30 protein-coding genes are annotated in these 25,739 nt (G+C 62.5%); 24 read left to right on the top strand and 6 right to left on the bottom strand.

The genetic code is table 11. The annotated features are described in order from the left end of the window. Positions 1–12: 12 nt before the first annotated feature. The 18 genes from fliE (at position 13) to fliS (ending at position 15,053) form a co-directional block, all read left to right on the top strand. Positions 13–369 (top strand): flagellar hook-basal body complex protein FliE, encoded by a 357-nt coding sequence (gene fliE / locus QMG56_RS08105; protein WP_281822069.1) that lies wholly within the window; start codon positions 13–15, stop codon positions 367–369. A 3-nt stretch (positions 370–372) separates the two neighbouring features. After that, a complete protein-coding gene (gene fliF / locus QMG56_RS08100; RefSeq protein WP_281822068.1) occupies positions 373–2,097 on the top strand; it encodes a flagellar basal-body MS-ring/collar protein FliF in 1,725 nt (574 codons plus the stop codon). Further along, entirely contained in the window at positions 2,090–3,103 is a 1,014-nt protein-coding gene (fliG, locus tag QMG56_RS08095; protein ID WP_230186983.1) for a flagellar motor switch protein FliG, read from the top strand. The genes fliF and fliG overlap by 8 nt, the downstream gene beginning before the upstream one ends. Beyond that, complete coding sequence (locus QMG56_RS08090) at positions 3,096–3,752, top strand: FliH/SctL family protein (RefSeq protein WP_281822067.1); 657 nt, start codon at positions 3,096–3,098, stop codon at positions 3,750–3,752. The genes fliG and QMG56_RS08090 overlap by 8 nt, the downstream gene beginning before the upstream one ends. Next, positions 3,749–5,080 (top strand): FliI/YscN family ATPase, encoded by a 1,332-nt coding sequence (locus QMG56_RS08085; RefSeq protein WP_281822065.1) that lies wholly within the window; start codon positions 3,749–3,751, stop codon positions 5,078–5,080. The genes QMG56_RS08090 and QMG56_RS08085 overlap by 4 nt, the downstream gene beginning before the upstream one ends. Then, positions 5,077–5,499 (top strand): hypothetical protein, encoded by a 423-nt coding sequence (locus QMG56_RS08080; protein ID WP_281822064.1) that lies wholly within the window; start codon positions 5,077–5,079, stop codon positions 5,497–5,499. The genes QMG56_RS08085 and QMG56_RS08080 overlap by 4 nt, the downstream gene beginning before the upstream one ends. Next, on the top strand, positions 5,496–7,037 hold the full coding sequence (locus QMG56_RS08075) for a flagellar hook-length control protein FliK (RefSeq protein ID WP_281822063.1): 1,542 nt from the start codon (positions 5,496–5,498) through the stop codon (positions 7,035–7,037). Before QMG56_RS08080 ends, QMG56_RS08075 begins: the two co-directional genes overlap by 4 nt. 74 nt (positions 7,038–7,111) lie before the next feature. Next, positions 7,112–7,780 (top strand): flagellar basal body-associated protein FliL, encoded by a 669-nt coding sequence (gene fliL / locus QMG56_RS08070; protein ID WP_230186988.1) that lies wholly within the window; start codon positions 7,112–7,114, stop codon positions 7,778–7,780. Positions 7,781–7,832: 52 nt separating this feature from the next. Continuing rightward, complete coding sequence (locus QMG56_RS08065; protein ID WP_230186989.1) at positions 7,833–8,702, top strand: flagellar motor switch protein FliM; 870 nt, start codon at positions 7,833–7,835, stop codon at positions 8,700–8,702. 10 nt (positions 8,703–8,712) lie between these two features. Then, on the top strand, positions 8,713–9,051 hold the full coding sequence (gene fliN / locus QMG56_RS08060) for a flagellar motor switch protein FliN (RefSeq protein ID WP_230186990.1): 339 nt from the start codon (positions 8,713–8,715) through the stop codon (positions 9,049–9,051). A 37-nt stretch (positions 9,052–9,088) separates the two neighbouring features. After that, positions 9,089–9,388 carry a flagellar biosynthetic protein FliO gene (locus QMG56_RS08055; RefSeq protein ID WP_230186991.1) on the top strand — a complete coding sequence of 100 codons (300 nt, stop codon included), beginning with the start codon at positions 9,089–9,091 and terminating at the stop codon, positions 9,386–9,388. A 49-nt stretch (positions 9,389–9,437) separates the two neighbouring features. Continuing rightward, positions 9,438–10,226, top strand: coding sequence for a flagellar type III secretion system pore protein FliP (fliP, locus tag QMG56_RS08050; RefSeq protein ID WP_281822062.1), 789 nt, complete (start codon positions 9,438–9,440; stop codon positions 10,224–10,226). A 102-nt stretch (positions 10,227–10,328) separates the two neighbouring features. Beyond that, positions 10,329–10,601, top strand: coding sequence for a flagellar biosynthesis protein FliQ (gene fliQ, locus QMG56_RS08045; protein WP_230186993.1), 273 nt, complete (start codon positions 10,329–10,331; stop codon positions 10,599–10,601). Then, on the top strand, positions 10,598–11,380 hold the full coding sequence (gene fliR, locus QMG56_RS08040) for a flagellar biosynthetic protein FliR (protein ID WP_230186994.1): 783 nt from the start codon (positions 10,598–10,600) through the stop codon (positions 11,378–11,380). The genes fliQ and fliR overlap by 4 nt, the downstream gene beginning before the upstream one ends. A 3-nt stretch (positions 11,381–11,383) precedes the next feature. Continuing rightward, positions 11,384–12,526, top strand: a complete 1,143-nt coding sequence (gene flhB, locus QMG56_RS08035; protein WP_281822061.1) for a flagellar type III secretion system protein FlhB — start codon at positions 11,384–11,386, stop codon at positions 12,524–12,526. Positions 12,527–12,613: 87 nt separating this feature from the next. Further along, positions 12,614–13,096, top strand: a complete 483-nt coding sequence (locus QMG56_RS08030) for a hypothetical protein (protein WP_230186996.1) — start codon at positions 12,614–12,616, stop codon at positions 13,094–13,096. Positions 13,097–13,187: 91 nt separating this feature from the next. Further along, a complete protein-coding gene (gene fliD, locus QMG56_RS08025) occupies positions 13,188–14,585 on the top strand; it encodes a flagellar filament capping protein FliD (RefSeq protein ID WP_230186997.1) in 1,398 nt (465 codons plus the stop codon). A 51-nt stretch (positions 14,586–14,636) separates the two neighbouring features. Then, positions 14,637–15,053 (top strand): flagellar export chaperone FliS, encoded by a 417-nt coding sequence (fliS, locus tag QMG56_RS08020; protein ID WP_281822058.1) that lies wholly within the window; start codon positions 14,637–14,639, stop codon positions 15,051–15,053. Here fliS and QMG56_RS08015 read toward each other — a convergent pair whose 3' ends face one another. Genes QMG56_RS08015 through QMG56_RS08005 form a run of 3 tightly spaced genes read right to left on the bottom strand, consistent with a single transcriptional unit; the run spans position 15,054 to position 18,295 of the window. Further along, entirely contained in the window at positions 15,054–15,584 is a 531-nt protein-coding gene (locus tag QMG56_RS08015; RefSeq protein WP_281822057.1) for a phosphoribosyltransferase, read from the bottom strand. A gap of 15 nt (positions 15,585–15,599) precedes the next feature. Continuing rightward, on the bottom strand, positions 15,600–17,825 hold the full coding sequence (locus QMG56_RS08010) for a xanthine dehydrogenase family protein molybdopterin-binding subunit (RefSeq protein ID WP_281822055.1): 2,226 nt from the start codon (positions 17,823–17,825) through the stop codon (positions 15,600–15,602). Further along, a complete protein-coding gene (locus QMG56_RS08005) occupies positions 17,822–18,295 on the bottom strand; it encodes a (2Fe-2S)-binding protein (protein WP_230187001.1) in 474 nt (157 codons plus the stop codon). Before QMG56_RS08005 ends, QMG56_RS08010 begins: the two co-directional genes overlap by 4 nt. Positions 18,296–18,564: 269 nt before the next feature. Here QMG56_RS08005 and QMG56_RS08000 point away from each other — a divergent pair, with 269 nt between their 5' ends. The 6 genes from QMG56_RS08000 to queE all read left to right on the top strand — a co-directional run bounded on the left by QMG56_RS08000 (position 18,565) and on the right by queE (position 23,848). Next, positions 18,565–19,761: an aspartate aminotransferase family protein gene (locus QMG56_RS08000; protein ID WP_281822053.1), complete on the top strand. Its 1,197-nt coding sequence runs from the start codon at positions 18,565–18,567 to the stop codon at positions 19,759–19,761. 154 nt (positions 19,762–19,915) lie between these two features. Beyond that, positions 19,916–20,842, top strand: a complete 927-nt coding sequence (gene argF, locus QMG56_RS07995) for an ornithine carbamoyltransferase (protein WP_281822052.1) — start codon at positions 19,916–19,918, stop codon at positions 20,840–20,842. A 148-nt stretch (positions 20,843–20,990) separates the two neighbouring features. After that, the gene (locus tag QMG56_RS07990; protein WP_230187004.1) at positions 20,991–21,911 is read left to right on the top strand and encodes an Hsp33 family molecular chaperone HslO; all 921 of its coding nucleotides are present in this window, start codon (positions 20,991–20,993) and stop codon (positions 21,909–21,911) included. Between the two features lie 137 nt (positions 21,912–22,048). Further along, a complete protein-coding gene (locus QMG56_RS07985; RefSeq protein ID WP_230187005.1) occupies positions 22,049–22,462 on the top strand; it encodes a hypothetical protein in 414 nt (137 codons plus the stop codon). A 62-nt stretch (positions 22,463–22,524) separates the two neighbouring features. Next, a complete protein-coding gene (queC, locus tag QMG56_RS07980) occupies positions 22,525–23,211 on the top strand; it encodes a 7-cyano-7-deazaguanine synthase QueC (RefSeq protein WP_375713659.1) in 687 nt (228 codons plus the stop codon). 4 nt (positions 23,212–23,215) lie between these two features. Further along, entirely contained in the window at positions 23,216–23,848 is a 633-nt protein-coding gene (gene queE, locus QMG56_RS07975) for a 7-carboxy-7-deazaguanine synthase (protein WP_281822049.1), read from the top strand. A gap of 36 nt (positions 23,849–23,884) precedes the next feature. On the opposite strand, the gene QMG56_RS07970 is transcribed toward queE, so the two are convergent. The 3 genes from QMG56_RS07970 to lipB all read right to left on the bottom strand — a co-directional run bounded on the left by QMG56_RS07970 (position 23,885) and on the right by lipB (position 25,727). Then, entirely contained in the window at positions 23,885–24,577 is a 693-nt protein-coding gene (locus tag QMG56_RS07970) for a hypothetical protein (RefSeq protein ID WP_230187261.1), read from the bottom strand. Positions 24,578–24,684: 107 nt separating this feature from the next. Beyond that, positions 24,685–24,984 (bottom strand): hypothetical protein, encoded by a 300-nt coding sequence (locus QMG56_RS07965; RefSeq protein ID WP_281822047.1) that lies wholly within the window; start codon positions 24,982–24,984, stop codon positions 24,685–24,687. 80 nt (positions 24,985–25,064) lie between these two features. After that, a complete protein-coding gene (lipB, locus tag QMG56_RS07960; protein WP_281822045.1) occupies positions 25,065–25,727 on the bottom strand; it encodes a lipoyl(octanoyl) transferase LipB in 663 nt (220 codons plus the stop codon). Between the last annotated feature and the right edge of the window lie 12 nt (positions 25,728–25,739).

The raw sequence follows: 25,739 nt of genomic DNA, 5'->3' as shown, positions 1-25,739 counted from the left end.
GAAGGCTGACCGATGTCGGGCATATCCACTGACGGAGTGATGGCGATCCGCAACGCCATCCTTCAGAAAAACGCGGCGCTGCGTGACGTTGCCGCACCGGTCAACGGTGGCGCGGCGGGCATCGGTGGCGGCGTCGGAGGCACCAAGCCTGGCGACTTCACCTCGGCCCTCAAATCCGCGCTGGAGCAGGTCGATGGCCTTCAGAACAAGGCGGGGCAAGCCGCCGAAGCCTTTGAGCGTGGCGAAACCACCGATATCGCTGCGGTCATGCTGGCCAAGCAGCAAGCTTCGATCGGGTTTGAAGCCACGCTTCAGGTCCGGAACAAACTTCTGTCCGCTTACAAGGACATCATGAGCATGCCGGTATAAACCATGAGCGACGCAAACCTCACACTCGATCGCGCTTCTGGCGCGCCTGCCGGTCTCCCGGCGATTTCCGGCGGCATGGGCGGGGCAGGTGCCCTGGACTTAGCGCGCGCCCGCTTTTCCGGCTTCATGGGTCAGGCGGCGGTGCAGAAAAGCCTGCCGATGCTGGGCTTGCTGCTTGTCGTCGCGTTGGCGGGGGCCGCATGGCTCGCCTTGCGCGAACCGCCGCAGCGCGACTTGTTCCGCGGCCTGCCCGACAGTGACAAGGCCGCGATCAGCGAAGTGCTGGACAAGAACGCCATCTCTTACGATTTCGACAGCAGCGGCGCGCTCACCGTCAGCGAAGACGACTATTTCAAAGCCAAGATGATGCTCGCGTCCGAAGGCCTGCCCAAAAGCGCACCCGACGGCAACAGCATGATCGACAGCCTGCCGATGGGCGCCAGCCGCGCGGTCGAAGGCGAAAAGCTGCGCTCGGCCCGCGAAATGGATCTGGCGCGCACCATCGAAGCCATCGACTCTGTCGAAAGCGCGCGCGTCCATCTGGCCGTCGAGCCGCCCAGCATCTTCCTGCGCGACCGCGTGAAGCCTGCCGCATCGGTCATGCTGCGCCTCTCCAATGGCCGCAAGCTTGGCGATCAGCAGGTACAGGCCATCGTCCATCTCGTCGCGTCGTCGGTGCCGCAACTGTCGCCGGACGCGATTTCGGTCGTCGATCAGAATGGCCGCCTGTTGTCCGACAATGGCGGGGACGGCAGCTCCGACAAGCAGATCGACGTGCAGGCGAAGATCGAGGAACGCTATCGTCAGGCCGTCGTCGCCCTTCTGACGCCGATCCTTGGCGCAGACAAATTCTCTGCCGAGGTTCATGCCGAAGTCAACTTTGCCGAACGCCAGGCCACCCGCGAAACCTACCCGCAGGACGAAGCCCGCCTTCGTGCCGAGCAGGGAAGCTGGCAGGCGGACAAGAACGCCAATGGCGAGGCAACCGGTATCCCCGGCGCGCTTTCCGATCAGGCACCGCCGCCGCCCGTCGCCACGCCGACACCGCCGGTAGCGCCTGCCGCCGCCGGAACGACAGCCACGACGCCCGGAACGCCTGCCGAACCCGCCATGAAGACTGCCGAAACCTTCAACCGCAGCTTCGAACTGGGCCGCGAAGTCTCGGTCACCCGCGACGCCGTCGGCACCGTAAAGCGCGTGTCGGTCGCCGTGGCGCTGGACACAGATGCCAAGGGCAAGCCCCGCTCTAAGGAAGAGATTGCCGCACTTGAAGCACTGGTAAAGGGCGCAGTCGGTTTCGATCAGACACGCGGCGATACCGTGGCACTGTCCTCACGCGGCTTCATCAAGGAAACGGTCGAGGAAACCCCCTGGTATGACGCAAGCTGGGTATCGATGCTGACGCGCAACTTGTCGGCTCTGGCGGTCACGCTGGTCCTGATCTTCGGCATCGGTCGCCCGCTGATGAAGCGTCGCGCCGCAGCCAGGGAAGAGTTCGCCGCCGTCAACAAGGTGCAGGGTCAGAAACTCGGTCAGGAAATCGCGACCGAAATCACCCGCACGGCGCAGAACGATCCGGCCCGTCCGATCACCCTCGACATGATTTCCTCCACGCCGGACTATGCCCAGCGCGCGAGCCTCATCAAGAATTTCGTCAAGCAGGATCCCGATCGTGCTGCGCTGGTCGTCCGCGACTTGCTGAAGGAAGGGAAGAAGGAAAATGCCTGACGCCCTGACCGCCCCCAAACTCCAGGGGAGCGCCGCCGCCGCCGTACTGCTGATGCTGTTCGACGAAGATGAAGCCGCCGAAATTCTCTCGCGTCTCGAACCCGATGAAGTGCGTCAGCTTGGCTATGCCATGTACGATGTGGCCGATGTCGAGATCGACGAAGTCAACGAAGCGCTCGACCATTTCGTCAACAAGGCGAAGAAGCGCACGACAATCGGCTATGGCGCGAGCCAGCATATCCGCGGCGCGATGACCAAGGCTTTGGGTCAGGACCGCGCGGACAACATGCTCGCGCGCATCACCCCGCCGACGCGCTCGAACAAACTTGCTGTTCTCAAATGGCTGGAAGCAAAGGAAATTGCGGCGCTGATCGAAGCGGAGCATCCGCAGATCATGGCCATCGTGCTTGCGCATCTCGATCATCCTGTTGCTGCCGAGGTGCTGCAATTGTTGCCCGCCGAGTTTCAGGAAGAAGTCATTTATCGCGTGGCAACGCTCGGACCGGTCAGCACCGATGCGCTGGACGATCTGGAACAACTGCTGATGCGCGGTTCGCCGTCCAGCAAGCCGGGTAACTCCTCGCAGCGCGGCGGCACTCTGGAAGCCGCAGCGATCATGAACAACGTCCGCAAGGAAAACGAAGTCCGCATCATCAAGGCACTGGCCAAGCGCGACAAGATCATCGCCCAGTCCATCGAGGAGGAGATGTTCGTCTTCGACAACCTGATCGACATGGACGAAAAGAATCTGGGTGCGCTCATGCGGACCATCGACAACGATGTGCTGGTCGTGGCGCTGAAGGGCGCGAACGACATGCTCAAGGGCCGCATTTTCGGCTGTATGTCGGCGCGCGCGGCATCGTCCATTGCGGACGAACTGGCCGAACGCGGACCGATGCGCCTTGCCGACGTTATCGAAGCGCAAAAGCTCATCATCGCGACCGCACGCAAGATGGCCGAAGCCGGCACCATCATGCTGAGCGGCAAGGGGAACGACTTTGTCTAATTTCTGGCGCGACGGCCACGGTGCCGACGCAGTGGCCGTCGGCATCGGCAATATCGGCGGCATCATTTCTCAGCCGCGCTCCGGGTTCAAGGCGTTCTATGGCGACCGTCAGGACGCTCGCCCCAACAGCAATTATTCCCGCCGTCCCGCACCCGAACCGCAGGTGCAGGAAGATCCGATGGAACAGGCCCGGATCGAAGCCTTCACCATGGGTTTCGAGGAAGGTTGCCGCGTCACGCAGGAATCGATCGACGTCGATCAGGACGCTTGTCAGCGGCTGGCCGATGCCCTTGAACAGCTTGCGCCTGCATCGAGCGGAACGCTCTCAACCATATTGTCCGCCGCCGTCCTCCGGCTGGTCGGGCAGATCGTCGGCGAAGTCGAAATCGACAGCGCGCTTTTGCTGCAACGCTGCGAAACCGTTGCGGCATTTATCGAGGATAGCGACGGCAAACATGCGCTGCATGTCCATCCCGAAGACCTGCCGCTTATCGAAGGCTCCCACATTGGCGTGCCGGTGGTGGCCGACGCCGGATTGCGGCGCGGTTCGGTGCGTCTGGATACGGCCGATGGCTGGATCGAAGACGGCCCGGACGTGCGCCTCTCGCGCCTCAAGGCGATGCTGGACGATATGGAAGGCAAGCTGTGATTCAGGCGGCCATCCGTCAGGCGGAAACGCTGTTCGACCATCTGCAGGTGCAGAATAATGCGCCGCGCCATGTCGGGCGTCTGGTCAGCCACGATGCCGGTATGCTGGAAGTCACGGGCTTCCGTCGCCCCATCGGCGCCGGTGCGCGCGTCACGGCCAGCGATGGCACGACAGCCCGCGCCGAAGTCGTCGGCTTTCGTGGCAATCGCACTTTGCTGGTGCCCCTCGATACCGACGCGCCAGTCGAAAATGGTGCGCGGGTAGAACCGGATAGCGCCGCGAACATGGTGCAGGTCGGTGAAGGATTGATCGGTCGTGTGATCGACGCAATGGGCCAGCCGCTCGACCGCAAGGGACCGATCATCGCCGCCGGCATCTGGCCGCTCAATGGCGTGCGCGGCAATGTGCTCGACCGGGGCCGTGTCACCGAACCCTTCGATCTGGGCGTGCGCGCGGTCAACGCCTTGCTCACTGCCGGGCGCGGTCAGCGCATCGCTATCATCGCGGGCTCGGGCGTCGGTAAATCGGTGTTGATGGGTCAGATGATCGCAGGCGCGGAAGCCGACATCGTCGTCGCGGGCCTGATCGGCGAGCGCGGTCGCGAAGTCGCCGACTTCCTCGAAACCAAACTCTCCGGCGGCATGATGCGCAAGAGCGTCGTTGTCGCCGTGCCCGCCGACCATCCCCCGGTGTTGCGCCTGCGCGCTGCGGCACGGGCAACGGCCATCGCCGAATATTTCCGGGCACGCGGCAAGAAAGTGCTGCTGCTGATCGACAGCCTGACCCGCTGCGCCCATGCGCAGCGCGAAATCGGCCTGGCGCTGGGCGAACCGCCCGCGATGAAAGGCTATCCCCCTTCGGCCCTGTCGTTGATTCCCAAGCTGGTGGAACGGGCAGGGGTGGACATCCGCACCGGCGGTTCGATCACGGCGCTCTACACGGTGCTGGCCGATGGCGACGACACCGACGATCCCATTGTGGACGCCGCCCGCGCTATCGTGGACGGGCATTTCATCCTGTCCCGGCATTTGTCCGAACAGGCGATCTTCCCTGCCATCGACATCGGCAAGTCGCTCTCGCGCGTCATGGCCGACGTGGTCGATGACGAGCATCTCGCCGCAGCATCGGCCTATCGCCGCTTGTGGGCGGCTTACGAAGAAAATCGCGACCTTATCCTGATGGGCGCCTATCGCCCCGGCAACGATCCGGTCATCGACGAAGCCGTCGCACGGCGGCAGGAAGTGCTCGATTTTCTGCGGCAGGATGTAAAGAGCCGCATCGATCTGGATAGCAGCGCAGCGGCGCTGGTGGCTGAGTTCGGCGCGTGAAAGGACTGCTCGCCCGTCGCCATCGCGTACTCCGTGCGCGCCATGTCCAGCATGCGCTGGCCGTGGCCGAAACCGTGCGGGCGCAGGACGAAGCCAATTCGATCGCCAGCAACGCCGACCGCCTCAAACGGGTGCGTGGGCAGTTGTTCGAGACGGACAGCCTGTCGAGCGGCGCATCGTTCGCGGCGTATCGTGAACTGGCCGACCGGCTGGAACGCGCCAGTCGGCAACTGGACGGTGCGCTCTACGACGCCAATCGCAAGGTCGAGGAAAAGCAGGGCAAGCGCATCGAAGCGACGCGCGAAAAGGAAATTGCTGCGCGGCTGAAGGATCAGACACGCGCCATCATGGAAGAGCGGATGGAAGCCAAGCTCGCGGCGCTACCCCGCTATCGCAAGGTACAAAGGGCAGAGGGATGAACCTTATCATGGGCAACATGGGTAACGGCGTATCGCAATTGCTGACGCCATCGGCCACCAACGCCAAGCTCGGCGGCAAGGCGGGCGCAGGCGAGGGTGCAACCCTGCCATTCTCGGCATTGCTGACGCAGATGGCTACGCCTTCGGCCGGCAAAACAATCGAACTGCCGGCCGTGACCGCGCCGGTCGCCGATGCGGTCGCAACCCCGGCGCTTTCGCTCGCGGATCTGCCGCTGACCGACCTGTCGCAGCCTGTGGTTGAAGAGACGGTTGTGCCGAAAACGCTACCCCAGAACGCAGAGGCAAAGCCGGCCCTAGGCCCGAAAATTGCAATCCTTGGGAAGCCTTCCACTGCAAAGGGACGTGAGGAGCCGAAGCTCGCTGAAGCTTCGACCATTCCCGTGTCCGATGCCGATCCGCTATCGGACGAACCTTCGGAACACGCTACATCGCGCCCAACATCCAATGATGTCATCGCCGAACACCCCATCGACACGCAAGCTGTCGTTGCCACGATACCTGTAGCACCCAACATTCAGCCCACCGCCGCCGCGAAAACCGCACCGGAAACCCCCGTAAAAGCGCGGGGCACAACGAATGTCGTTCAGCTCCAGCCGTCCGAAATATCGCCGCCCCCCGCAAATCAGACCACAGCGCCGGATGCCAAGCAGGCCGCGCTGCCACCCGGTCTCGCGCAAATGGTCTTGAGCGAGGCGATGGCCCAGACCGAGCCAAAGGCCGCGAAGAAAGCCGCAACGCCCGAAGGATCGCAAATCGCAAACGCGATGCCACGGCTCACGCAACCGGATGCGCCGGTCGTCGCCAGGCGCGCGCCCGTCGATAGCGTCGCGCCGGTGGAAGGCCGCGCTGTACCGGCGCCCGATACGGATGCACCTGCCGCCCCGGTCGGCGCCCCATCTCCGTCGACCGCTGTCGTTCAGCCGACAAGCGGCACACCCACCGTCGATCTTGCCGCGTCTCTCAGCCAGCAAGTCATCGACATGGGGTCCGACGGTCAGTGGATCGACGGCTTGGCGCGCGAGATCGCGACGCTCAGCAAAAGCGAAGGCCATGGCAGCTTCCGCCTGTCCCCCGAACATCTCGGGCCGATGCGCGTCGATATTCGCCCCGGTGAGCAGGGCGCGAATGTGACCCTGACGGTCGAGACCAAGGCGGCGGAATCGATGCTGATGCAGGACCGCGCAACATTGAAAGCCGATGCGCAACTCGCCGCCGTCAGGATCGGTGAAGTGACCGTCGAGCGTGTAGCCAATGTGCAGGAGCCAACTCGTGCCGATACGGCCACCGGGCAAGGCAATGGCGGCCATAGCCAGAGCCAGACAGCCTCACAGGGGCAATCGGGCAACACCGGCAACGGCGCAGCTCTGGCGCAGGGCCAAGGCCAGTCGGGACAAAATGGAAACCACGCGGGTAACCGTAAAGTTTTCCCGGAGCAGACCGTATCTAGTCAGGCGGAGCCACGCGACATGGGCAGCCGGGATACACCCGACGCCGCCCATCGCGCGCGCTACGCCTGATCGCACCCGTTGCACGGGTCGTTCAGAGGCCGACTGACCGACCAACTGCGTGCCAAGACAAAGGGGACTGACCAATGAGTGACGACGCCAAGCCGAAAAAGGCCAAAGGCAAGGGGATGAAGATGATCCTGCTGCTGGGCGTGATTGCTTTGTTGGGCGGTGCCGGTGCCGCTGGTGGTCTGTACGCTGCGGGTTTCTTCTCCAAGGAAGAAACCGGGCCGAAGATCGACCCGAACAAGCCCGTACTGGTGCTCAAGGGTGAAGACCCCGAAGAAATCGCCAAGGCGCATGGCGCACCCGAAGGGGGCCATGGAGAAGGCGGCGCCAGCGTCGCCAGCTCGGCCCATGAATCCGCGCCGGGCAAGGGGCATGGCGCTGCTGCGGACAAGGGAATCGATCTGCCCACGCCTGCCGATGCGTCCCGATATCAGGCGACCTATTTTCAGGTCCAGCAGCCTTTCACATCGAACATGGCGGACAGCGATGCCTTTGCCCAGATCGCGCTGGCGGTCAGCACCTATTACGACGCGCGGGTGACGCAGGCGATGACTACGCATGAGATGGCGATCCGTTCGGCAGTGTTAATGGAACTGGCCGAGCAGGAGCAGATGTCGTTGATGACGCCGCAAGGCAAGTCTGCACTGCAGAAGAAATTAAAGAGCATTATCAACGATGTACTAAAACAGAAGACTGGCTATGGCGGCATTGATAACGTTTATTTTACCAATTTCGTTATTCAGTAGCACTGTCCGATGCCGGGTCAGTCCCTTGGTATCGGCCGGGGACTGATGTGTAATGGACGACGTTAAATCTTTCGCATTCGGCAAGGGCGATACGCAGGCGCCGGTGATGCTGTCCGGCCTCGACCGGCTGGGTGAAAAGCTGGGGCGTCGCCTGCGCGCCGTCATGGAACCGCTCGTCGGATCGCGCCCGGAAATAGAGCCGCAGCCCGTCTCGGTCATCGACTTTGGCGAGTGGTCGCAGGGCGTGGCCAGTTCCGCAAGCATCAGCGTCTATCGCGTGCTGCCGCTGAAGGGCAACATGCTGCTCCGCCTTGACGCAGGCATGATTTCGACGCTGGTCGATTGCTTCTATGGCGGTGTCGGCAACCGCACCATGCCATCCCGCCCGGAATTCACCCCTACCGAAGATCGCCTGATCGCGCGCCTCTCGCAATCCATCGTGGAACAGCTTGCGGCCTGCTGGGCGGACGTACTGCCGCTCGATGTCACGATGACCGCGCGGGAGATTGGCGTGGGCTTCGCGTCCGCTACGCCTGCCAGCGATCAGATGGTGGTGCAGCGCTTCACCATATCGCTGATCCGCAACGAACAATGGCCCATCGACATCGTCTTCCCGCTGGCCGCTTTGCGCGCCGTGGAAGCTCTGACGGGATCGAAGGTGCATGACGAGCAGATAACGGTCGATGTCGCCTGGCAGACGCAGATGCAGCGCCAGATGGCCCATATCCGCTTGCCCACCCGCACCGTGCTGGCGCGCCCCAGCCTTACCCTTACCGAACTGATCCAGCTTCAGCCCGGCGACGTCATCCCCGTACATATCAACCGCAGCCTGCCGCTGATCGTGGGCGACCGTATCGTCGCCCAAGGCTCGATCGGCGAGCAGGACGGACGCGCTGCGTTCATGATCGAAAAATTGAATTAAGGACCAACAGATGAGTGACATGACCGAAGCGCCCAGAATCGAAAACGTCCAGTTGGGCCAGCTCGATCGCTACACCGACAACCGGCAGTTCCGGTTGCTGGCCGATATTCCCGTTCGCCTGTCGGTCGAAGTCGGCTCGACCTCGCTGAAACTGGCCGAAGTCATGGACCTGGCCGAAGGCAGCATCGTCGAACTTGATCGTCAGGCCGATGAATTGCTTGACATTATGGTTAATGGTGCGCTGATCGCCAAAGGCGAAGTGGTGACGGTAAACGGGCGTTATGGCATCCGTATCGTCGAAGTCGCCAACACCGAAACGCGGATGGCTGGCGTCGAACGACGCGGCTGACCGCTGGTCGGTCTGTTGATCGGGGGCGCGGGACTGCATGTTTGAATATATCGTCAGGTTACTGATCATGGTGCCGCTCGTCGGCGGCATGGCTTTTGGTGCATTGTGGCTGTGGAAGAAATATCAGCCCGGCATGATCGGCGGGCAGGGCGACCGCGCGCTCAAGATCGTCGAAGCGCTGCCCATGGGCACCTTCGGCAAGCTCGCCATCGTCGAATTTGATGGGCAACGCCTGCTGATCGCCATCACCCGCGGCCGCATCGAGAAACTGGCCGAGGGGAAGGCCGTTCCGGCAAGCCTGTCGGGTGTTGCCGGGGGCATCGGGCGTGTTCGCTAGGTCTGCCTTCAAAACAACAACCAATCTTGTCATCCCCGCGAAGGCGGGAATGACCAATTTTGTTCTCGCAACGCTGATCGTCCTCCTCCTCGCCTTCCTGCTCATCGACCCCGCTTTCGCCCAGGCTGCCCCTGTGGCGCCCGCTGGCCCCGCCGCTGCATCCGGCGGCCTTACGCGCGCGCTCAACGAAGTATCGGGCGAAGGCCGCCCGCTTTCGCTTTCGCTGCAAATCCTGATCCTCATGAGCCTGCTGACGGTGCTGCCGTCGCTGGTGCTGATGATGACAAGTTTCACGCGCATCATCATCGTCCTGTCGCTGTTGCGTCAGGCGCTCGGCCTGCAACAGACGCCGCCCAATCAGGTGCTTGTCGGCCTCGCGCTATTTCTCTCGCTGTTCGTGATGCGGCCCGCCATCGACCAGATCAACGGTCAGGCCTTCGATCCTTATGGCAAGGGTCAGATTTCCATCGAGGAAGCCGTCGGACGCGGTGGCAAGGTGTTGCATGGCTTCATGGCCAAGCAAACCCGCGAAAGCGATCTAAAGCTGTTTGCCGGCCTCGCCGAAGCGCCACCCTATCGCACTATTGCGGACGTGCCTTTCACGATCCTGCTCCCGGCCTTCGTGACCAGCGAGCTAAAGACCGCGTTTCAGATCGGCTTCATGATCTTCCTGCCGTTCCTCATCATCGACCTTGTGGTGGCGTCTACCCTGATGGCGCTCGGCATGATGATGCTGTCGCCCACGATCATATCCATGCCGTTCAAGCTGTTGCTGTTCGTGCTTGTCGATGGCTGGGCGCTGACGATGGGGTCGCTGGCCGGGTCATTCGCGACGTGACGCTTGGTCCCTCCCACCCAATTCCGTTCGTCCCGAGCGAAGTCGAGGGACCAAGGCGCATGTCCCTCGACTGCGCTCGGGACGAACGGGCGGTAACGTCCAATGGATAACGCCGATTTCTTCATGGGCCTCGCACAGCAGGCATTGTGGATCACGGCGCTGGCCGCTGGTCCTATCCTGCTGCCTGCGCTGATCGGCGGCGTCATCATCGGCATGATTCAGGCGGCGACCTCGATCAATGAGCAGACCGTCAGCTTCGTGCCCAAGCTCATTATCGTTGCGGCCACGCTGGCGCTGGTCGGCGGCTCGATCCTGCTGCTGATCGCAGACTTCACCCGCGAGATATTCGAGCGCATACCGGACATCCTCAAATGATCGCGCCGGGCTTCGTCGGTGTCGAAGCGCAATTGTGGGTATGGCTCATTGCCATGATCCGTCCCGGCGCTGCGTTTTTGGCGGCCCCCATATTCGGCGCGAATGCTGTGCCGGTGCAACTCCGCCTGATCCTCAGCCTCGCGCTCGGCATCGCCGCGCTCAATACCGTGACGATCACCTTGCCCGATGGCGGCATCGCCAGTTTCGCAGGCTTCTCGATGGTGATCGGCGAAGTGCTGGCAGGTCTCGCCATGGGATTTGCGCTGCAGATCGGTTACGCCGCTGCGTTCGTCGCAGGCGAGACCATCGGCAACACCATGGGTCTGGGCTTCGCCGCCATGGTCGATCCGCAATCGGGGCAATCGACGCAGGCTGTCGGCCAGTATCTCTCCATCGTCGCCACCTTCACGCTGCTGGCGATGGACGGGCATCTGATGCTCATCAGCTATGTGGTAGAAAGCTATAAGGCGCTGCCGCCCGGCGGGCCGATGCTGTCGGGGCAGACCGCCTATAATCTCGTGATGTTCGGCGGCACCTTGCTGGGCGCGGGGCTGACGGTAGCGTTGCCGGTCGGCTTCGCTCTCATCCTCGTGCAACTGGTTATGGCGATGCTTGCGCGGTCCGCCCCGGCGCTCAACCTGTTCTCGGTCGGCTTGCCGGTCACCTTGCTCGCAGGTCTCGTCCTGATGGCGATGGCTGCGCCGATCATGGCGCAGGGGATCATGGCTTCCTTGCGCGCCGGTCTGGAACAGGCCGAAGCGATTGCGACGGGGCAATAGGCGATGGCGGACAAACCCGGCGGCGGCGGCGAAAAGACGGAGAAGCCAACGGCCAAGAAACTGGCCGATGCTGCCAAAAATGGCGACATTCTCCAGTCAAAGGAACTGGGCACCGCCATGGTGGTGATGGCCGGTGTCGGTTGCATGGCAGTCACTGGCCCGATGCTGTTTTCCGCGCTGGGCGACATGATGCGCCGCGCGCTCCGCTTCGACCGGGGCGACGTCGTTGATTTCTCACCTGCAGAGCGCGGCTCGGAACTCTTGCAGGCCATTGCCTTGCCCGTCGGCACGATATTGCTGGCAACGCTGGTGGCTGCGATAGCCGCGCCTGCCATCCTCGGTTCGCTAGGCTTCCGCGCCAGCGCTTTCGCGCCCAAGGCCTCGAAGCTCAATCCGGCCAGCGGCCTCAAGCGCATGTTCGGGCCGCAGGGTCTGATCGAGCTTGTGAAATCGCTGGCGAAAGTCGTCCTGATGGGCGGCATCGGCTTCTGGCTGATATGGGATCATCTGGAGGCCATCGTCGGCATGGGCAGTGCGCGGCTCGAACCGGCGCTGATGGAACTGGGCAGCATTTTCATCCTGGCCTGCCTCGCCATGGCCGGGGCGCTGTTCGTCGTCGCGGGGATCGACGTGCCCGCGCAAATCCTGCAACGCGGCAAGCGCCTCGCCATGACCAAGCAGGAAGTGAAGGACGAGCATAAGGAAAGCGAAGGCTCGCCTGAACTCAAGGGCATGATCCGGCGCAGACAATTCGAGATGATGAGCGGATCGGCGCGTCAGGCCGTTGCCGAGGCGAACGTCATCATCACCAACCCCACCCATTTTGCCGTCGCATTGCGCTATCATCCCGGCAAGGATGGTGCGCCGGTCGTGGTGGCGCGGGGCAGCGATGCGATCGCGGCGGCAATCCGCGAACTGGCCGATATGAACAACGTGCCGGTGCTGCAATATCCTGAGCTGGCACGCGCCATATATTTCACTTCGCGCACCGGACAGATCGTCGACGAGGCGCTCTACATGGCAGTGGCGACGGTCCTGGCATTTGTGTTCCGCATGGAAAACCGGATGGCGAGCGAAATGGATCGGCCGTTCATCACGGTGCCGGACGGTCTGCGCTTCAATGCGGACGGCAAGAAGGTCGAATAGCGCCCTGGAGACCGCGCCACAGGGTAAATTTAAGTTTATCCGTGTTCGTCCGTATTATGTTCACGGGGACGCTTTAGGATATGCGTCATGAACGACTATGTGCAGCGTAACGAGATATCGCCGGTGGACCGGGTCGCCCCGCGTCCCGTCGCGCCGGTTGTCGCTGTTCGCCCCGGCGACAATAGCGGCCCGGAGGTCGATGCGCGCGCGCCTGCGCTGCCGATATCGCCCGTAGACCATGGTGAGGGCGCCGACATCGATGCAGACAGCGAAGCGCAACTGGCCAGTGCAGCGGAATATGCCCGTATCCACGCGAAGGTTGTCGACATGCTGGCGTCGGTTCGCCTCGCTGGCGAAAGTAACGAGATGACTGTCGGCAGCACCGACGGCACCGATCCTCTGATCCCGACGCCTATCGTCATCGTCCCCATGTTTCCGGCCAGCCAGAACATGATCGAGCAAGCCGCGCGCGTCGCGCAACGGATGCTGGATGATGCACTGCTGGCCCGTGCGGCTCAGGCGCATATCATGCCGGGAACAGTCGACCAGATATTGTCGCAGGTCGCCTGACAATCTGCCGGGCGGCTCCCCGTCCGTCAAAACAATTCCCTAAACATCTTCTGCGCCGTGCCGTTCTTTTCCATTGAAAGGACCGCATTTCATGTCTTCCATCAGTAGCAGCATCGCCAATTCACTGGGTATAGGATCGGGTATCGATTCCGCTCAGATCGTTGCTGACCTGACGGCGGCTGCGCGCGATCCGAAGGCAAAGGCGATCAACAATCGCATTTCCCTCAATAACGCGCGTATTTCCGGTCTCGCTTCGGCGACCAGCTCGCTCACCACTTTCTCGAAAGCCTTGACCGACCTGCTGGGTGGAACGGGCTTTTCCGGGCAGCCAGCATCCAACGATCCGACCATTGCGGGCGTCAGCCTGTTGCCCGGCGGAGTGCCCACCGGCCTGCCTGCCCAGATCGAAGTCCAGCGGCTGGCTTCAGCGCAGACCATGGAATCGGCAATGCTGGCGAGCAAGACCTCGGAAGTGGGTCTCGGCACACTCACGCTCACCAAGGGTGGCACGAATTACACGATCGATATCACCGCAGGGAACAACACGCTGGAAGGCCTCGCCGCTGCCGTGAATGCCACCGGATCGGGTGTCTCCGCTTCGGTCGTCACCGATAATCGCGGCGCGCGCCTCGTGATGAAAGGCCCCACGGGCGAAACCAATGGCTTCTCGATCACGGCCGGCACGGCGGACGCCAACCTTCAGCGTTTCGCCACGAGCGGCGCACCCGGCGCAATGGTGCAAAAGACCGCTGCGCTCGACAGCATCATTTACATCGACGGTATCGAGATGCGCAACAACACCAATACCATCGACACCGCGATCCCCTATGTTCGCATCGATCTGAACAAGGCGGCTCCCGGTACGAAGGTAACCTTGGCCAGCACCGAACCGGCGAACACCATGCGCGATCTGGTGACCGAGTTCGTGACGGCGTACAATTCGTTGCGCTCGGCCCTGAACACCGCAACGGCAACGGCCACCGACCCATCGCAATCGGGTGCGCTGAACGGTGACACGGGTATTCGCGAGATGCAGCGTCAATTGTCGCGTCTTACGTCCACGACGCTTACCACATCCGGCCCCTATCGCACCTTGGGCGATCTGGGCGTCGCGACCAACCGCGACGGCACGCTGAAACTCGATATGGCGCGTCTCGACGCCGCCATCGCGGCTGACCCGACGGCTGTGACTCAAATGCTCAACCCTGCCGTTGCGACCGATGAAAATCCAGGCATTGCCGGCGCGGTCAAGAAAGTGAGCGACACGCTCCTGTCCGACACGGGCGCGCTGAAAAGCGCGACGTCGAAATATGATGCGCTGAAAAAATCCTACGCCGCCCAGCTCGAAAAGCTCGACAAGGACATGGACGCTTATGAAGCGCGGACTTCCGCAGCGTTCGCCGCGATGGACACCAAGCTCGCGGCCCTGAAAGCCACGCAGAGCTATATCGAGCAGCAGGTCAAGGTGTGGACGAACAGCAATAGCTGATCGCCAACAATCTGAAATTTTACGATCACTTCAAAAGGGAACGGACCAATCATGTTCTACAGTCAGGGATATGCAGGCATCGGCGCAACGGCACGGGCAACCAACGCCAGCAAAGCCTATGCCGCGATCCACGCCGGCAGCCGCATCGAAGGGGCGACGCCGCACAGCCTGGTCAAGATCCTGTTCGACGAACTCGTCTTCGCACTGGACGCTGCCGTTCTCGCCGAACAGCAGGAAGAAAGCGCCAAGGCCGCCGATAAGCAGGCCCGCGCCATGTCGATCCTGCACGCGCTGGAATCGAGCCTCGATTTCGAACGCGGCGGGGACGTGGCCGTATCGCTTGCGCAAATCTATCGTGAATCGCGCCGCTTGCTTCTCGAAGGGGTCCGCGCCCGCACGATCGCGCCGCTGGAAAAAGCACGCGCCATGATCTTAGAAATCGCCGATGCCTGGAACCAGATCGGCTGATCAGGCAAGGCGTTCCGGCACGGCATGGGCGTCCGCGGCTATCGTCGCCTGCGGTGCCATCGCTTTCCAGGGGAAAATGAACCATCGCTTGTCCGTCGCCCGGTCGATGGTTTCCGCTGCATAATCCGACACCGCGGTGGAGCGCATATTGTGCAGGAACACCGCGACGCGAACATGATCGCCGATACCGCCCGCTTTGCCGATGGCGTCGCGCAGAAAGGTAATGGTCGATCCTGAATCGTTGATGTCGTCAACGATCAGCAAGCGTTCGCCCGCGCGCGTCTTTTCCGCCAGACGTTCAAGCAGCGCCCCTGAAAATCCAAACTCCTGCGCACTCAAATCCACCGATAAAAGCGCATGGCCGCTCGCGTGGCTGAGATATGCGCCGGGCACCAGGCCGCCGCGTCCGACCCCGATCAGATAGTCGGGTTTCCAGTCATCGGCGGCCAACTGAGCCGCAAGCAGCGCAATGCCGTCGGCAAATTGCCGATGACTGATGGAGGCGAAGTGCGGCGTGTCGGAATGGCTCATGCCCCCCGATAAACGTCAGAACCTGCTTCCGTCCAGCCTGTCGCCAGCCAGCCAGCCAGCCAGTCTTTCGTCAGGCAGTCGCCACCTCGGCAATGTCGCCGGACGCGCTTTGCCCAAGGCTGCCAGTGCATTGGCGACGGCAGGGGCGATAGGCGGAACGCCCGGTTCACCCACGCCGGTAGGCGCTTCGGTCGACGAGACGATCATGACCTCGACCTGCGGCATCTCGGTGATCCTGAGCGATCGGTAGCCATCGAAATTGGTAACCGTCGGCGCGCCCTTTTCCAGCGGTATTTCCGCATACAGGGCATGGCCCAGACCAAAGCCGATGCCGCCTTCCATCTGTGCGCGGATCACGTCGGGATTGACTGCCACGCCGCAATCGACCGCACACCACACCTTGTGAACGCGCGGAGAACCGTCTTCGTTCAGAGAGACTTCGGCGATTTGCGCGACATAGCTGCTGAAACTTTCGACTACGGCCACCCCGCGCGCACGCCCCTTTACGGGCTTTGTGCCGGACCAGTTGGCAAGCTTGGCCACGGCCTTCAGCACGCCCACCATGCGGGGCTTGTCGCCCAGCAACGCGATGCGCCCTTCGATCGGGTCCTGCCCGGCGGCGACCAGCAACTGATCGATGAAGCATTCGACTGCATAGCCCGTGTGCGTGTGGCCGACCGACCGCCACCACAATGTCGACACCGGCGACGGGTCGACATGCACGTCGCAGCGGGCCGCCGGCAAAGCGTAAGGCAAGTTGGATGCGCCTTCGACCATCGCGGCATCGACGCCGTTCTGCACCATCATGTCAGCCAGCGGCGATCCGAATGCAAAGGACTGGCCGCAGATCGTATTCGACCAGCCGACGACCTTGCCGTCCTTGACCGCGCCGCGCATCGCATGGACCGTAAGCGGACGGTAATAGCCGCCCTGAATGTCGTCTTCCCGCGTCCATATCAGCTTGAACTTGCCGGGGCCGAATGCCTTGGCCACTGCGCCCAATTCGGCGGCAAAATGCGAGTCCGCCTGCCCCCGGCGACCGAAGCTGCCCCCGGCCAGCATGACATCGATGGCTATCGCGTCCGGCGAAATACCCAGAGCAGGCGCCAGTGCCGCTTTGTCCATGCCCGGACCCTGCGACCCGAAACGGGTCTCGGCTTTCTTGCCGTCCCACGCAATAAAGCCCGTCAGCGGTTCCATCGGGGCGTGCGCCAGATAAGGAAAGGCGTAGGTCGCTTCGATCAGCTTGGCGCCTGCAAAGGCGGCGTCCACGTCACCCTTTTTACCGGCCAGAGTGCCGGGCGATTTTGCCTTTTCCAGATATTGCGCAGTCATTTCGGCGGTGCTGCGTGTCTCTGCGGCGCTGTCGTCCCACTCGACGGTAAGGGCATTGCGCCCCTGCATCGCTGCCCACATGCCCTTGCCATAGACGGCAACGCCTGTCGGCACTTGCTTGACGGCCACGACGCCCTTTACTTTCAGGGCAGCGGCGGCATCGAAACTCTTCAGCTTGCCGCCAAAGCGGGGTGTCCGGGTAACCAGTACCGTCAGCATGTCCGGCTCGTAGACGTCGATGCCGAACTGCGCGGTGCCATTGGTCTTGGCGACTGTATCCACCCGGCGCAAATGTCCGCCCGCACCGTCGCGGCCGATCAGCGTGAATGCCTTGGCCTCTTTCAGCGGCACGGTCGTCGGCGGCGTCAGGGTTGCTGCGTCGGCGGCAAAGTCCCCGAAACGGCCCGATTTGCCCGAAGCGGCATGCGCGATAACGCCTTTGGTGACTGTCACCTCCGACGCAGGTACGCCCCATTTGCGCGCGGCCGCGGCAACCAGCATGTTGCGCGCCATCGCGCCTGCGGTCCGCATCTGGGTATAGCTGTTGGCCATGGCCGACGAACCGCCCGTCAATTGCGTGCCCATGGACAGATTGGCGTACAGCTTGTCGTCGCCCGGTGCGCTGATCGTGCGCATCTGCGCCCAGTCGGCGTCCAGTTCCTCGGCAACAAGCGTTGCAAGACCCGTATTGGGCCCTTGGCCGAATTCGATATGCTTGATCAGCACGGTAACGGTGCTGTCCGGTGCAATGCGGATGAAGGCATTGGGGCTGACCGGGGGCATCTGCGGCGCACCCTGTGCGCGCAGCGCGCCGCCGACCGGCAACGTCATGCCGATGACGAGGGCGCCGCCCGTTACCAGAGCATCGCGGCGGGAAAAGCGGGTTGTCGGCAGGATGGCGTTCATGCTGCCATCTCCTTCGTGCTGAGGCTCTTGGCCGCTTGATGGATCGCTGCGCGGATACGCATATAGGTGGCACAGCGGCACAGATTGCCGTTCATCGCGGCATCGATGTCATCGTCGGTCGGCGTCTTGTTGTCTTTCAACAGGCTGACCGCGCTCATTATCTGGCCCGACTGGCAATAGCCGCATTGCGGCACGTCCAGCGCGACCCAGGCATTTTGCACCGCCTTCGCTTCCGGTCCGTCAGCCCCTTCGATCGTCGTGATTGCGCCTGTCGCCGCCGACACGGGGATGGAGCAGGAACGGGTAGGGGCACCATCCAGATGCACCGTACACGCGCCGCATTGGGCTACGCCGCATCCGTACTTGGTGCCTGTCAGGCGCAGATCGTCCCGCAGGACCCACAGCAGAGGCGTTTCTGGATCCACATCGACCTGACGCGACGTACCGTTGACGTTGAGTGTGATCGCCACTTGTCGTTCCCCGTACAATTAAAGCTGCTTCTGAAAGTGGATCGCCCCGCGGGCGCAATCTCAAATATTGATACTGAGGTGCAACTATTTCCTATTGATGACAGCTTGTAAAGTGTCACGCCGTGATATTTCGCGGTGTTGACGCTCCGCCTTGGGTGGCTGTATAGACGTTTCTCGCAAATGGGCGGCCCGGCGGGGGCCGCCTTTTTGGTTTCAGGCACCTTTGCCGCCCTTCCACTTCCCCGCATCGTTGACTGAAAGGTACGCTCATGTCGATTACGCCGCTCATGCCCGTTTACCCCCGGTGCGATGTACGGCCGGTCCGAGGGGAAGGCTGCTACCTTATCGGCGAACGCGGCGAGCGTTATCTGGACTTCGCCAGCGGCATTGCGGTGAACTTGCTGGGTCACGGGCACCCGGTGCTGACCAAGGCCATTGCCGATCAGGCTGCGACGCTGATGCACGTATCGAATCTCTACGGCAGTCCGCAGGGTGAGGCTTTCGCCAAGCGGCTTGTCGATACGACGTTTGCAGACACCATGTTCTTCACCAATTCGGGTGCCGAAGCGGTCGAATGCGCGATCAAGACGGCGCGTCGCTATCACTACAGCAACGGCAATCCGCACAAGCACAAGATCATCAGCTTCGACAATGCGTTCCACGGGCGTACGCTGGGCACGATCAGCGCGACGAGCCAGCCGAAGATGCGCGACGGGTTTGAGCCTCTTCTGCCCGGTTTCACTGTGGTGCCGTTCAACGATCTGGACGCTGCAAAGGCGCAGATCGACGACAACACCGCCGGTTTCCTGCTGGAACCGATTCAGGGCGAAGGCGGCGTGACGGCTGCGACGCAGGAGTTTCTGAAAGGCTTGCGCGCGCTGTGCGACGAGCATGGCTTGCTGCTGATCCTCGACGAAGTGCAATGCGGCTACGGTCGCACCGGCACCTTCTTCGCGCACGAGCAATATGGCCTGACGCCGGACATCATGGCTGTGGCCAAGGGCATTGGCGGCGGCTTCCCGATGGGCGCATGTCTGGCAACCGAAGAGGCTGCCAAGGGCATGGTCGCGGGTACACACGGCTCAACCTATGGCGGCAATCCGTTGGCGATGGCTGCGGGCAGCGCCGTCCTCGACGTCGTGATGGAGCCGGAATTTCTGGACAACGTAAAGGCGATGGGCAACCGCCTCCGCTCTGCGCTGGAACAGATGATCCCGAACCATGACGAGATGTTCGAGGAAGTGCGCGGCATGGGCCTGATGCTCGGCCTCAAGCTGAAGGACGGTTTCGAGGCGCGCGGTTTCGTTGCGCATCTGCGCGACAATCACGGGCTGCTGACGGTGGCCGCCGGCCAGAATGTCGTCCGCATCCTGCCTCCGCTCGTGATCGAGGAAAGCCACATCAGCGAATGCGTCGAACGCCTGTCCGCAGGCGCCCGGAGTTTCGCAGTGCCAGCAGCGGCGTAATTTTGCTCTTCTCCGTCATTCCCACGCAGGCGGGAATCCATCGCCCAACCTGGCGCCAAGGATAAGGTTCGGGAGATGGACCCTCGCTTTGGCGGGGGTGACATGGATGTTTTGAGCAGCGTTTAACGCGACCAAGGAACGGAGTACCCTTCCGATGACCAGACATTTCCTGAACCTTTCCGATGCTGGCGGAGACGCCATCGCCACGATGATCGCCGACGCCATCGACCGCAAGGCTGCGCGCGCCGGCTGGCCCAAGGGCAAGGCGGATGCCGACGCGCCGCTGGCCGGTCACACGCTGGCGATGATTTTCGAAAAGAACTCGACTCGCACCCGCGTATCGTTCGACATGGCCATTCGCCAGTTGGGCGGCACCAGCATCGTCATGGAATCCGGCTCCATGCAATTGGGGCGCGGCGAAACGGTCGCCGACACCGCGCGCATCCTGTCGGGCTTCTGCGACGCGATCATGATCCGCACCGACGACCATGCCAAGATCGAGGAAATGGCGCACTATGCCACCATCCCCGTCATCAATGGCCTCACGGACATGTCGCACCCGTGCCAGATCATGGCGGACCTGCTGACGGTTATAGAGCATGGCGTCGCGCTGCCCGGCAGTGAGTGGGCATGGCTGGGCGATGGCAACAACGTGCTGCATTCGATTATCGAAGCGGCGGGCCTGATGAAGTTCAACGTCCGCATTGGCGTGCCGCAGGGCTATGAGCCCGATCCCCGCTTCGCCGAAGAGGCAACTGCGCGCGGCGCACAGATCACCGTATCGCGCGATGCCGCAGAGGTAGCCAAGGGCGCGGACATCGTCGTCACCGACACCTGGATATCGATGGGGCAGGAGCACGCGCATAACAAACTTGCCGCCATGATGCCCTATCAGGTCGATGCGGCGCTGATGGCGCTTGCCAAGCCGAACGCGAAATTCCTGCACTGCCTGCCCGCGCATCGCGGCGAAGAAGTGACGGCGGACATCATCGACGGCCCGCAATCGTTGATCTGGCCCGAAGCAGAAAACCGCCTCCACGCGCAGAAGTCGGTCCTGCTCTGGGCGCTTGGAAAGCTGTAGAGCGGTACTATATCCTGTGTTCGCCTCCCTGAAAGGGAGGGGCTAGGGGTGGGTCGCGAGCGTAGCGAGCGCCTTTAGCTGTCGCCGCCGCTGTCGCGGCGGACCCACCCCCAACCCCTCCCTTTCAGGGAGGGGAGAGAGACGTCCGTTGACTACCTCCATCGATCTCGACCAGGCCATCGGCTTCAACATCCCCGCCCGCCACGTCCGCGGTCGCCTCGTGCGGCTCGGCCCGGTGCTGAACGACGTGCTGGCCGCGCACGCCTATCCGCCGCCGATTGAACGCTTGCTGGCGCAAGCGCTGGTGATGGCCGCGCTGCTTGGGTCCACGCTCAAGCATGTCGACGGGCAACTCACCATGCAGGCGCAGACCGAGAACGGCGTCGTCAAGCTGCTCGTTGCCGATTATCAGGGCGGCGCGGTGCGCGGCTATGTGCAGTTCGATGCGGATCGTCTGGCGGAACTCGGCACCGATCCGACCTTGTTCGGCCTGTTCGGCAAAGGCTATCTGGCGATCACCTTCGATCAGTCCGCGCCTGCCGAAAATGGCGGAGTCAGCCGCTATCAGGGCATCGTGCCGCTGGAAGGCACGTCGCTGGGCAAAGCGGCGGAGCATTACTTCAGCCAGTCCGAACAGATTCCCAGCTTCGTTCAGATCGCGACGCGGCACGATGCCGACGGGCGCTGCATGGCGGCGGGCGTCCTGCTCCAGCACATGCCCGAAGGCGAAGTAGGGCGCGAACGGCTGCATGTACGTCACGACCATCCCGAATGGGAACATGTCCAGGCGCTGGCCGCCACGCTGAAGGACGATGAACTGACCGACGATACGCTGCCGCTGTCGGACATTATCTGGCGCCTCTTCCATGAGGAAGACGAAGTGCGCGTCACCGATCCGGCAATGATCGCCAAGGGGTGCCGGTGCAATATCGACCATATCCGCGACGTCATTTCCCGCTTTCCGGCGGACGAGCGCGCGGACATGGCGGATGAGGCCGGACAGATCAAAGTCGATTGCGCTTTTTGCTCCCGCGTCTTTCCCATCGCGCTGGTCAGCTTCGACAATTGACCGCATAACATTGCGGCACGGCTGTCCGTTTGCCGCTTTGAAGTTGCCACATTCCTGTGTCATTACGATAGCGCAAGGGGTTGCAAGTGGCATGTCCCGCTATCGAGCGGCCATCGCCGTGGGGGTTTGGAGTAACCATGCGTTCTGCCATTTTGGCGCGGTCTTTCGCGTGTGCCATAGTATGTCTGAATCTTGGCGGAGCGGCTCGGCTGCCCGCTGCAGAACCCGCGCCAAAAGCCCTGGCGATGCTCGAACATGGCGAATGGATGCTGAAAGACCGGGAAACCGGGGAGGATATCCAGCGGATATGTCTGGGCGACACCCGCCAGCTTCTCAAGATCCGGCATAATCGCGATAGCTGCACCCGCTTTGTCGTGACCGATGAAAAGGGTCGCGTCAGCGTCACCAACGATTGCGGGGCAGCGGGGAACGAACGCACCGACATTCGTATAGAAACCCCGCGCCTGTTTCAGCTTCAGTCGCAGGGCATTGCCGATGGCGCGCCGTTCGCGCGCATGATCGAGGGTCGCCGCGTCGGCGCCTGCCGATAGTATACTCCACCTGTCCGGACCTTGCGCCCTGCGTCAGGGCGGAGTAGCGGACGGCAATGTCTATGTCTTCCAATAGTTTTGCCGTCGTCCTGCTGTCGGGCGGTCTCGATTCGATGGTCGCAGGAGCGCTGGCGCGAGAGGCCGGTCATCGCCTGTTCGCGCTGACCATCGATTATAATCAGCGGCATCGGGTGGAGTTGCAGGCGGCCACGCGCGTTGCAAAGGCGCTGAACGTCATGTCGCATATCACGCTGCCGCTCGATCTGTCGGCGTTCGGCGGATCGGCGCTGACGGACGATATCGCCGTGCCGAAGGGTGGGGTGGGGGACGATATCCCGGTCACCTATGTTCCGGCGCGCAACACCATTTTCCTGTCGCTGACCCTGGGCTTTGCCGAAGTCACCGGGTCGAACGACATCTACATCGGCGTCAATGCGCTGGACTATTCGGGTTACCCCGATTGCCGCCCGGAATTTATCGCAGCGTTTCAGGCGATGGCTGCGCTGGCGACGAAGGCGGGGGTCGAAGGACGCCCGGTGACCATCAACGCCCCGCTCCAGCACATGACAAAGGCCGATATCGTGCGCGAAGCGCATCGTCTGGGTCTGGACGCGGGCATGAGCTGGTCCTGCTACGATCCCACGCCGGAAGGACTGCACTGCGGCCTGTGCGACAGTTGCCGCCTGCGATCCAAGGGCTTCGAGGAAGCCGGTTTGCCCGACCCCACCCGCTACGCGGTAAAGCCTTAAGTCGATGAGCTACGCCGTAAAGGAAATGTTCCTTACGTTGCAGGGGGAAGGGATGCAGGCGGGGCGACGCGCCGTCTTCCTGCGCTTTGCCGGGTGCAATTTATGGTCGGGCCGCGAAGTGGATCGCGCGTCCGCCATCTGCCGCTTTTGCGATACGGACTTCGTCGGCACCGATGGGGCAGGGGGCGGCAAGTTTGCCGATGCCGACGCCATCGTCGCCGCGGTCAGCGGCTTCTGGGGGCCGGGTGAAGCGGGCCGCTACATCGTCCTGACCGGGGGTGAACCCATGTTGCAGGTGGACGACAGCCTCGTCGATGCGTTGCACGCGGCCGGATTTGAAATCGCGATTGAAACCAACGGCACCTTGCCCGTGCATCCCGGCATCGACTGGGTCTGCGTCAGCCCGAAGGCGGGCAGCGAGGTCGTGCAAAAATCCGGCAATGAATTGAAGCTGATCTGGCCGCAGGCTGGCAGCGATTATGAAACCATGGAAGGCTGGACCTTCGACCACTGGCTGATCCAGCCGCTCGACGACCCGGACGCCGTGCGCAATGTCGAGGCCGCCATCGCCTTCGTCATGGAGCGCCCGCAATGGCGCCTCTCGCTCCAGACGCACAAGGCATTGGGATTGCGTTGAATTAATATCCCCGGCAAGCGCCGGGGATGGCCTTCGTTACCGCCCGGTCCGCTTTTTGTTGGCTTCGGTTTCCCAGCGCACCTTGCAACTGTTCATCAGCTTGCCCTTTTTCCAGCACGCATCTTCCAGCGGCGGGATGGCGGCCGCGTAGTCATAGCCGGGCGACCCGAAATAGCGGTCGCCCGTCAGCGTCAGGGACTTTTTCAGCTCTCCCATCCGCTTGCGCGCCACTTCGAACAGCTTGCCACGGTCGGTGAAGATCGCATCGCGCCCGATCGATCCCGACGTCTGACAGAAATTGCGTTGCGCCTGCACCGTCGAATAGCCCGAATAGATGCGCGTACCATATTGGTCGAGCGCCGATTGACCCGGCTTGCCCTTGCCCACGGTCCGCTGAAAATATTTGCCCAGCATGTCGAACGACTGCTGCAATTCCTTGCTGTGATGCGCGATCATCGCATTGTAATTGGATACCGTCAGCAGCGTCGGTTCGAAATCGCACTGCAAGGCTGCGACGTTCAATGCCGCGCGCAGGTTCCACACCAGACCGGCGTTCAGTTCTTCCGGCGTGGCGCCGGGCATATTGATGCCCAGGCTGGGCTCCGCGCCCGTCACCGGCGGGCTGGAAAGATCGGGCGGCGACCAGAAAAACTGCGCCTGTGCAGGCTGTGCGGCCAGTGCCGCCGCCAAAGTTACGGCCAACAGGGCAGGACGGACGGAGGGGCGCATCACTCTTCGCTATTCCTTTGATTTCACGACTTTGCGGTTTCCTAGCGCAACCGAATCCGCCTGTCAGTCAGACTTTGCAGTTACGCGATGAACCGAGCGAAAAAGCTTTATTGATCCGCGATGACTTCGGTGTCGGCCTGCTCCGCCGGGTCGCTCGCATTGGCGGCGGCCTTGGGCGCGTTGCTGGTGGTGGCCGTGTTGCCCGCACTGCCGGGGACCATTGCGGTGCCTTCGGACTTTACCCCGTCCAGATCGGTCATCGCGTCGGTGGTGGTGCCGTCCACCACATCCAGATTGTTCATCGCGATGGTGCTGGTCGTTTCGCTCTTGTTGGAACCGCAGGCAGTGAGGGGAAGTGCAAAAGCCGATACGAAAATCACACAACGGACGAACGGCAATGACGGCATTCCTGGCTCCTGCGACCTGTCTCTTGGCGCAGACCTTAGCGGGCGGACAGCCTTCGTCAAGCCAGCCCCTTACGTTAAGGTCAATTACGCGAGCCGCATCGCCCCAGCCGCCCCAGAAACTCGGCAAACCGCGCCTGCAATGCCGTGTCGAAGTCTGCCATGGCGACCGGCTTGCCCAATGCGGCAAGGCTGGTGACCGGGAACTCCGCGATACCGCACGGCACGATTCCCCCGAAATGCGACAGGTCGGGCGCGATGTTCACCGAAAAGCCGTGGATCGTGACCCATTTGCGCACACGCACGCCGATGGCGCCGATCTTGGCTTCCTGCCCATTCAGGTCGTCGGTCCAGATGCCGATGCGTCCCTCGGCCCGCCGTGCCGCCACGCCGAAGTCGCCCAGCGTGTCGATCACCCAGCCTTCCAGACTATGGACGAAATTGCGGATATCCTTGCCGCGTTTGCTCAGGTCGATGGTCAGATAGCCCACTCGCTGCCCCGGCCCGTGATAGGTATAGCGCCCGCCGCGTCCCGCATCGTACACCGGAAAACGCGGGTCGAGCAGTTCGGCGATGTTGGCGCTCGTCCCGGCAGTATACAGCGGCGGATGTTCGAGCAGCCATATCCGCTCGCCTGCCTCCCCCGCTGCCACGGCGGCGGCGCGCGCCTCCATGTCCTGCAGGGCGTCGGGATACGCGACGGGGGCGTCGCTGCGTCGCCATTCGATGTCGGAAGCATGATCCATAGCCACTTCCTT

The organism is Sphingobium sp. BS19 (assembly GCF_027925545.1).
GTDB lineage: Bacteria > Pseudomonadota > Alphaproteobacteria > Sphingomonadales > Sphingomonadaceae > Sphingobium.
This window is presented reverse-complemented; position numbering and strand designations above follow the sequence as displayed.

Excerpts from the sequence above, each read along its gene's own strand:
- fliF (WP_281822068.1), top strand. The coding sequence starts at position 373 with ATGAGCGACGCAAACCTCACACTCGATCGCGCTTCTGGCGCGCCTGCC.
- QMG56_RS07970 (WP_230187261.1), bottom strand. The coding sequence starts at position 24,577 with ATGCGCCCCTCCGTCCGTCCTGCCCTGTTGGCCGTAACTTTGGCGGCG.
- fliN (WP_230186990.1), top strand. The coding sequence starts at position 8,713 with ATGAGTGACATGACCGAAGCGCCCAGAATCGAAAACGTCCAGTTGGGC.
- fliR (WP_230186994.1), top strand. The coding sequence starts at position 10,598 with ATGATCGCGCCGGGCTTCGTCGGTGTCGAAGCGCAATTGTGGGTATGG.
- QMG56_RS08075 (WP_281822063.1), top strand. The coding sequence starts at position 5,496 with ATGAACCTTATCATGGGCAACATGGGTAACGGCGTATCGCAATTGCTG.
- lipB (WP_281822045.1), bottom strand. The coding sequence starts at position 25,727 with ATGGATCATGCTTCCGACATCGAATGGCGACGCAGCGACGCCCCCGTC.
- queC (WP_375713659.1), top strand. The coding sequence starts at position 22,525 with ATGTCTTCCAATAGTTTTGCCGTCGTCCTGCTGTCGGGCGGTCTCGAT.
- QMG56_RS08010 (WP_281822055.1), bottom strand. The coding sequence starts at position 17,825 with ATGAACGCCATCCTGCCGACAACCCGCTTTTCCCGCCGCGATGCTCTG.
- fliD (WP_230186997.1), top strand. The coding sequence starts at position 13,188 with ATGTCTTCCATCAGTAGCAGCATCGCCAATTCACTGGGTATAGGATCG.
- fliL (WP_230186988.1), top strand. The coding sequence starts at position 7,112 with ATGAGTGACGACGCCAAGCCGAAAAAGGCCAAAGGCAAGGGGATGAAG.
- QMG56_RS08030 (WP_230186996.1), top strand. The coding sequence starts at position 12,614 with ATGAACGACTATGTGCAGCGTAACGAGATATCGCCGGTGGACCGGGTC.
- QMG56_RS08065 (WP_230186989.1), top strand. The coding sequence starts at position 7,833 with ATGGACGACGTTAAATCTTTCGCATTCGGCAAGGGCGATACGCAGGCG.
- queE (WP_281822049.1), top strand. The coding sequence starts at position 23,216 with ATGAGCTACGCCGTAAAGGAAATGTTCCTTACGTTGCAGGGGGAAGGG.
- QMG56_RS08015 (WP_281822057.1), bottom strand. The coding sequence starts at position 15,584 with ATGAGCCATTCCGACACGCCGCACTTCGCCTCCATCAGTCATCGGCAA.
- fliP (WP_281822062.1), top strand. The coding sequence starts at position 9,438 with ATGACCAATTTTGTTCTCGCAACGCTGATCGTCCTCCTCCTCGCCTTC.
- fliE (WP_281822069.1), top strand. The coding sequence starts at position 13 with ATGTCGGGCATATCCACTGACGGAGTGATGGCGATCCGCAACGCCATC.
- QMG56_RS07985 (WP_230187005.1), top strand. The coding sequence starts at position 22,049 with ATGCGTTCTGCCATTTTGGCGCGGTCTTTCGCGTGTGCCATAGTATGT.
- fliS (WP_281822058.1), top strand. The coding sequence starts at position 14,637 with ATGTTCTACAGTCAGGGATATGCAGGCATCGGCGCAACGGCACGGGCA.
- QMG56_RS08055 (WP_230186991.1), top strand. The coding sequence starts at position 9,089 with ATGTTTGAATATATCGTCAGGTTACTGATCATGGTGCCGCTCGTCGGC.
- flhB (WP_281822061.1), top strand. The coding sequence starts at position 11,384 with ATGGCGGACAAACCCGGCGGCGGCGGCGAAAAGACGGAGAAGCCAACG.
- QMG56_RS07965 (WP_281822047.1), bottom strand. The coding sequence starts at position 24,984 with ATGCCGTCATTGCCGTTCGTCCGTTGTGTGATTTTCGTATCGGCTTTT.
- argF (WP_281822052.1), top strand. The coding sequence starts at position 19,916 with ATGACCAGACATTTCCTGAACCTTTCCGATGCTGGCGGAGACGCCATC.
- QMG56_RS08000 (WP_281822053.1), top strand. The coding sequence starts at position 18,565 with ATGTCGATTACGCCGCTCATGCCCGTTTACCCCCGGTGCGATGTACGG.
- fliQ (WP_230186993.1), top strand. The coding sequence starts at position 10,329 with ATGGATAACGCCGATTTCTTCATGGGCCTCGCACAGCAGGCATTGTGG.
- fliG (WP_230186983.1), top strand. The coding sequence starts at position 2,090 with ATGCCTGACGCCCTGACCGCCCCCAAACTCCAGGGGAGCGCCGCCGCC.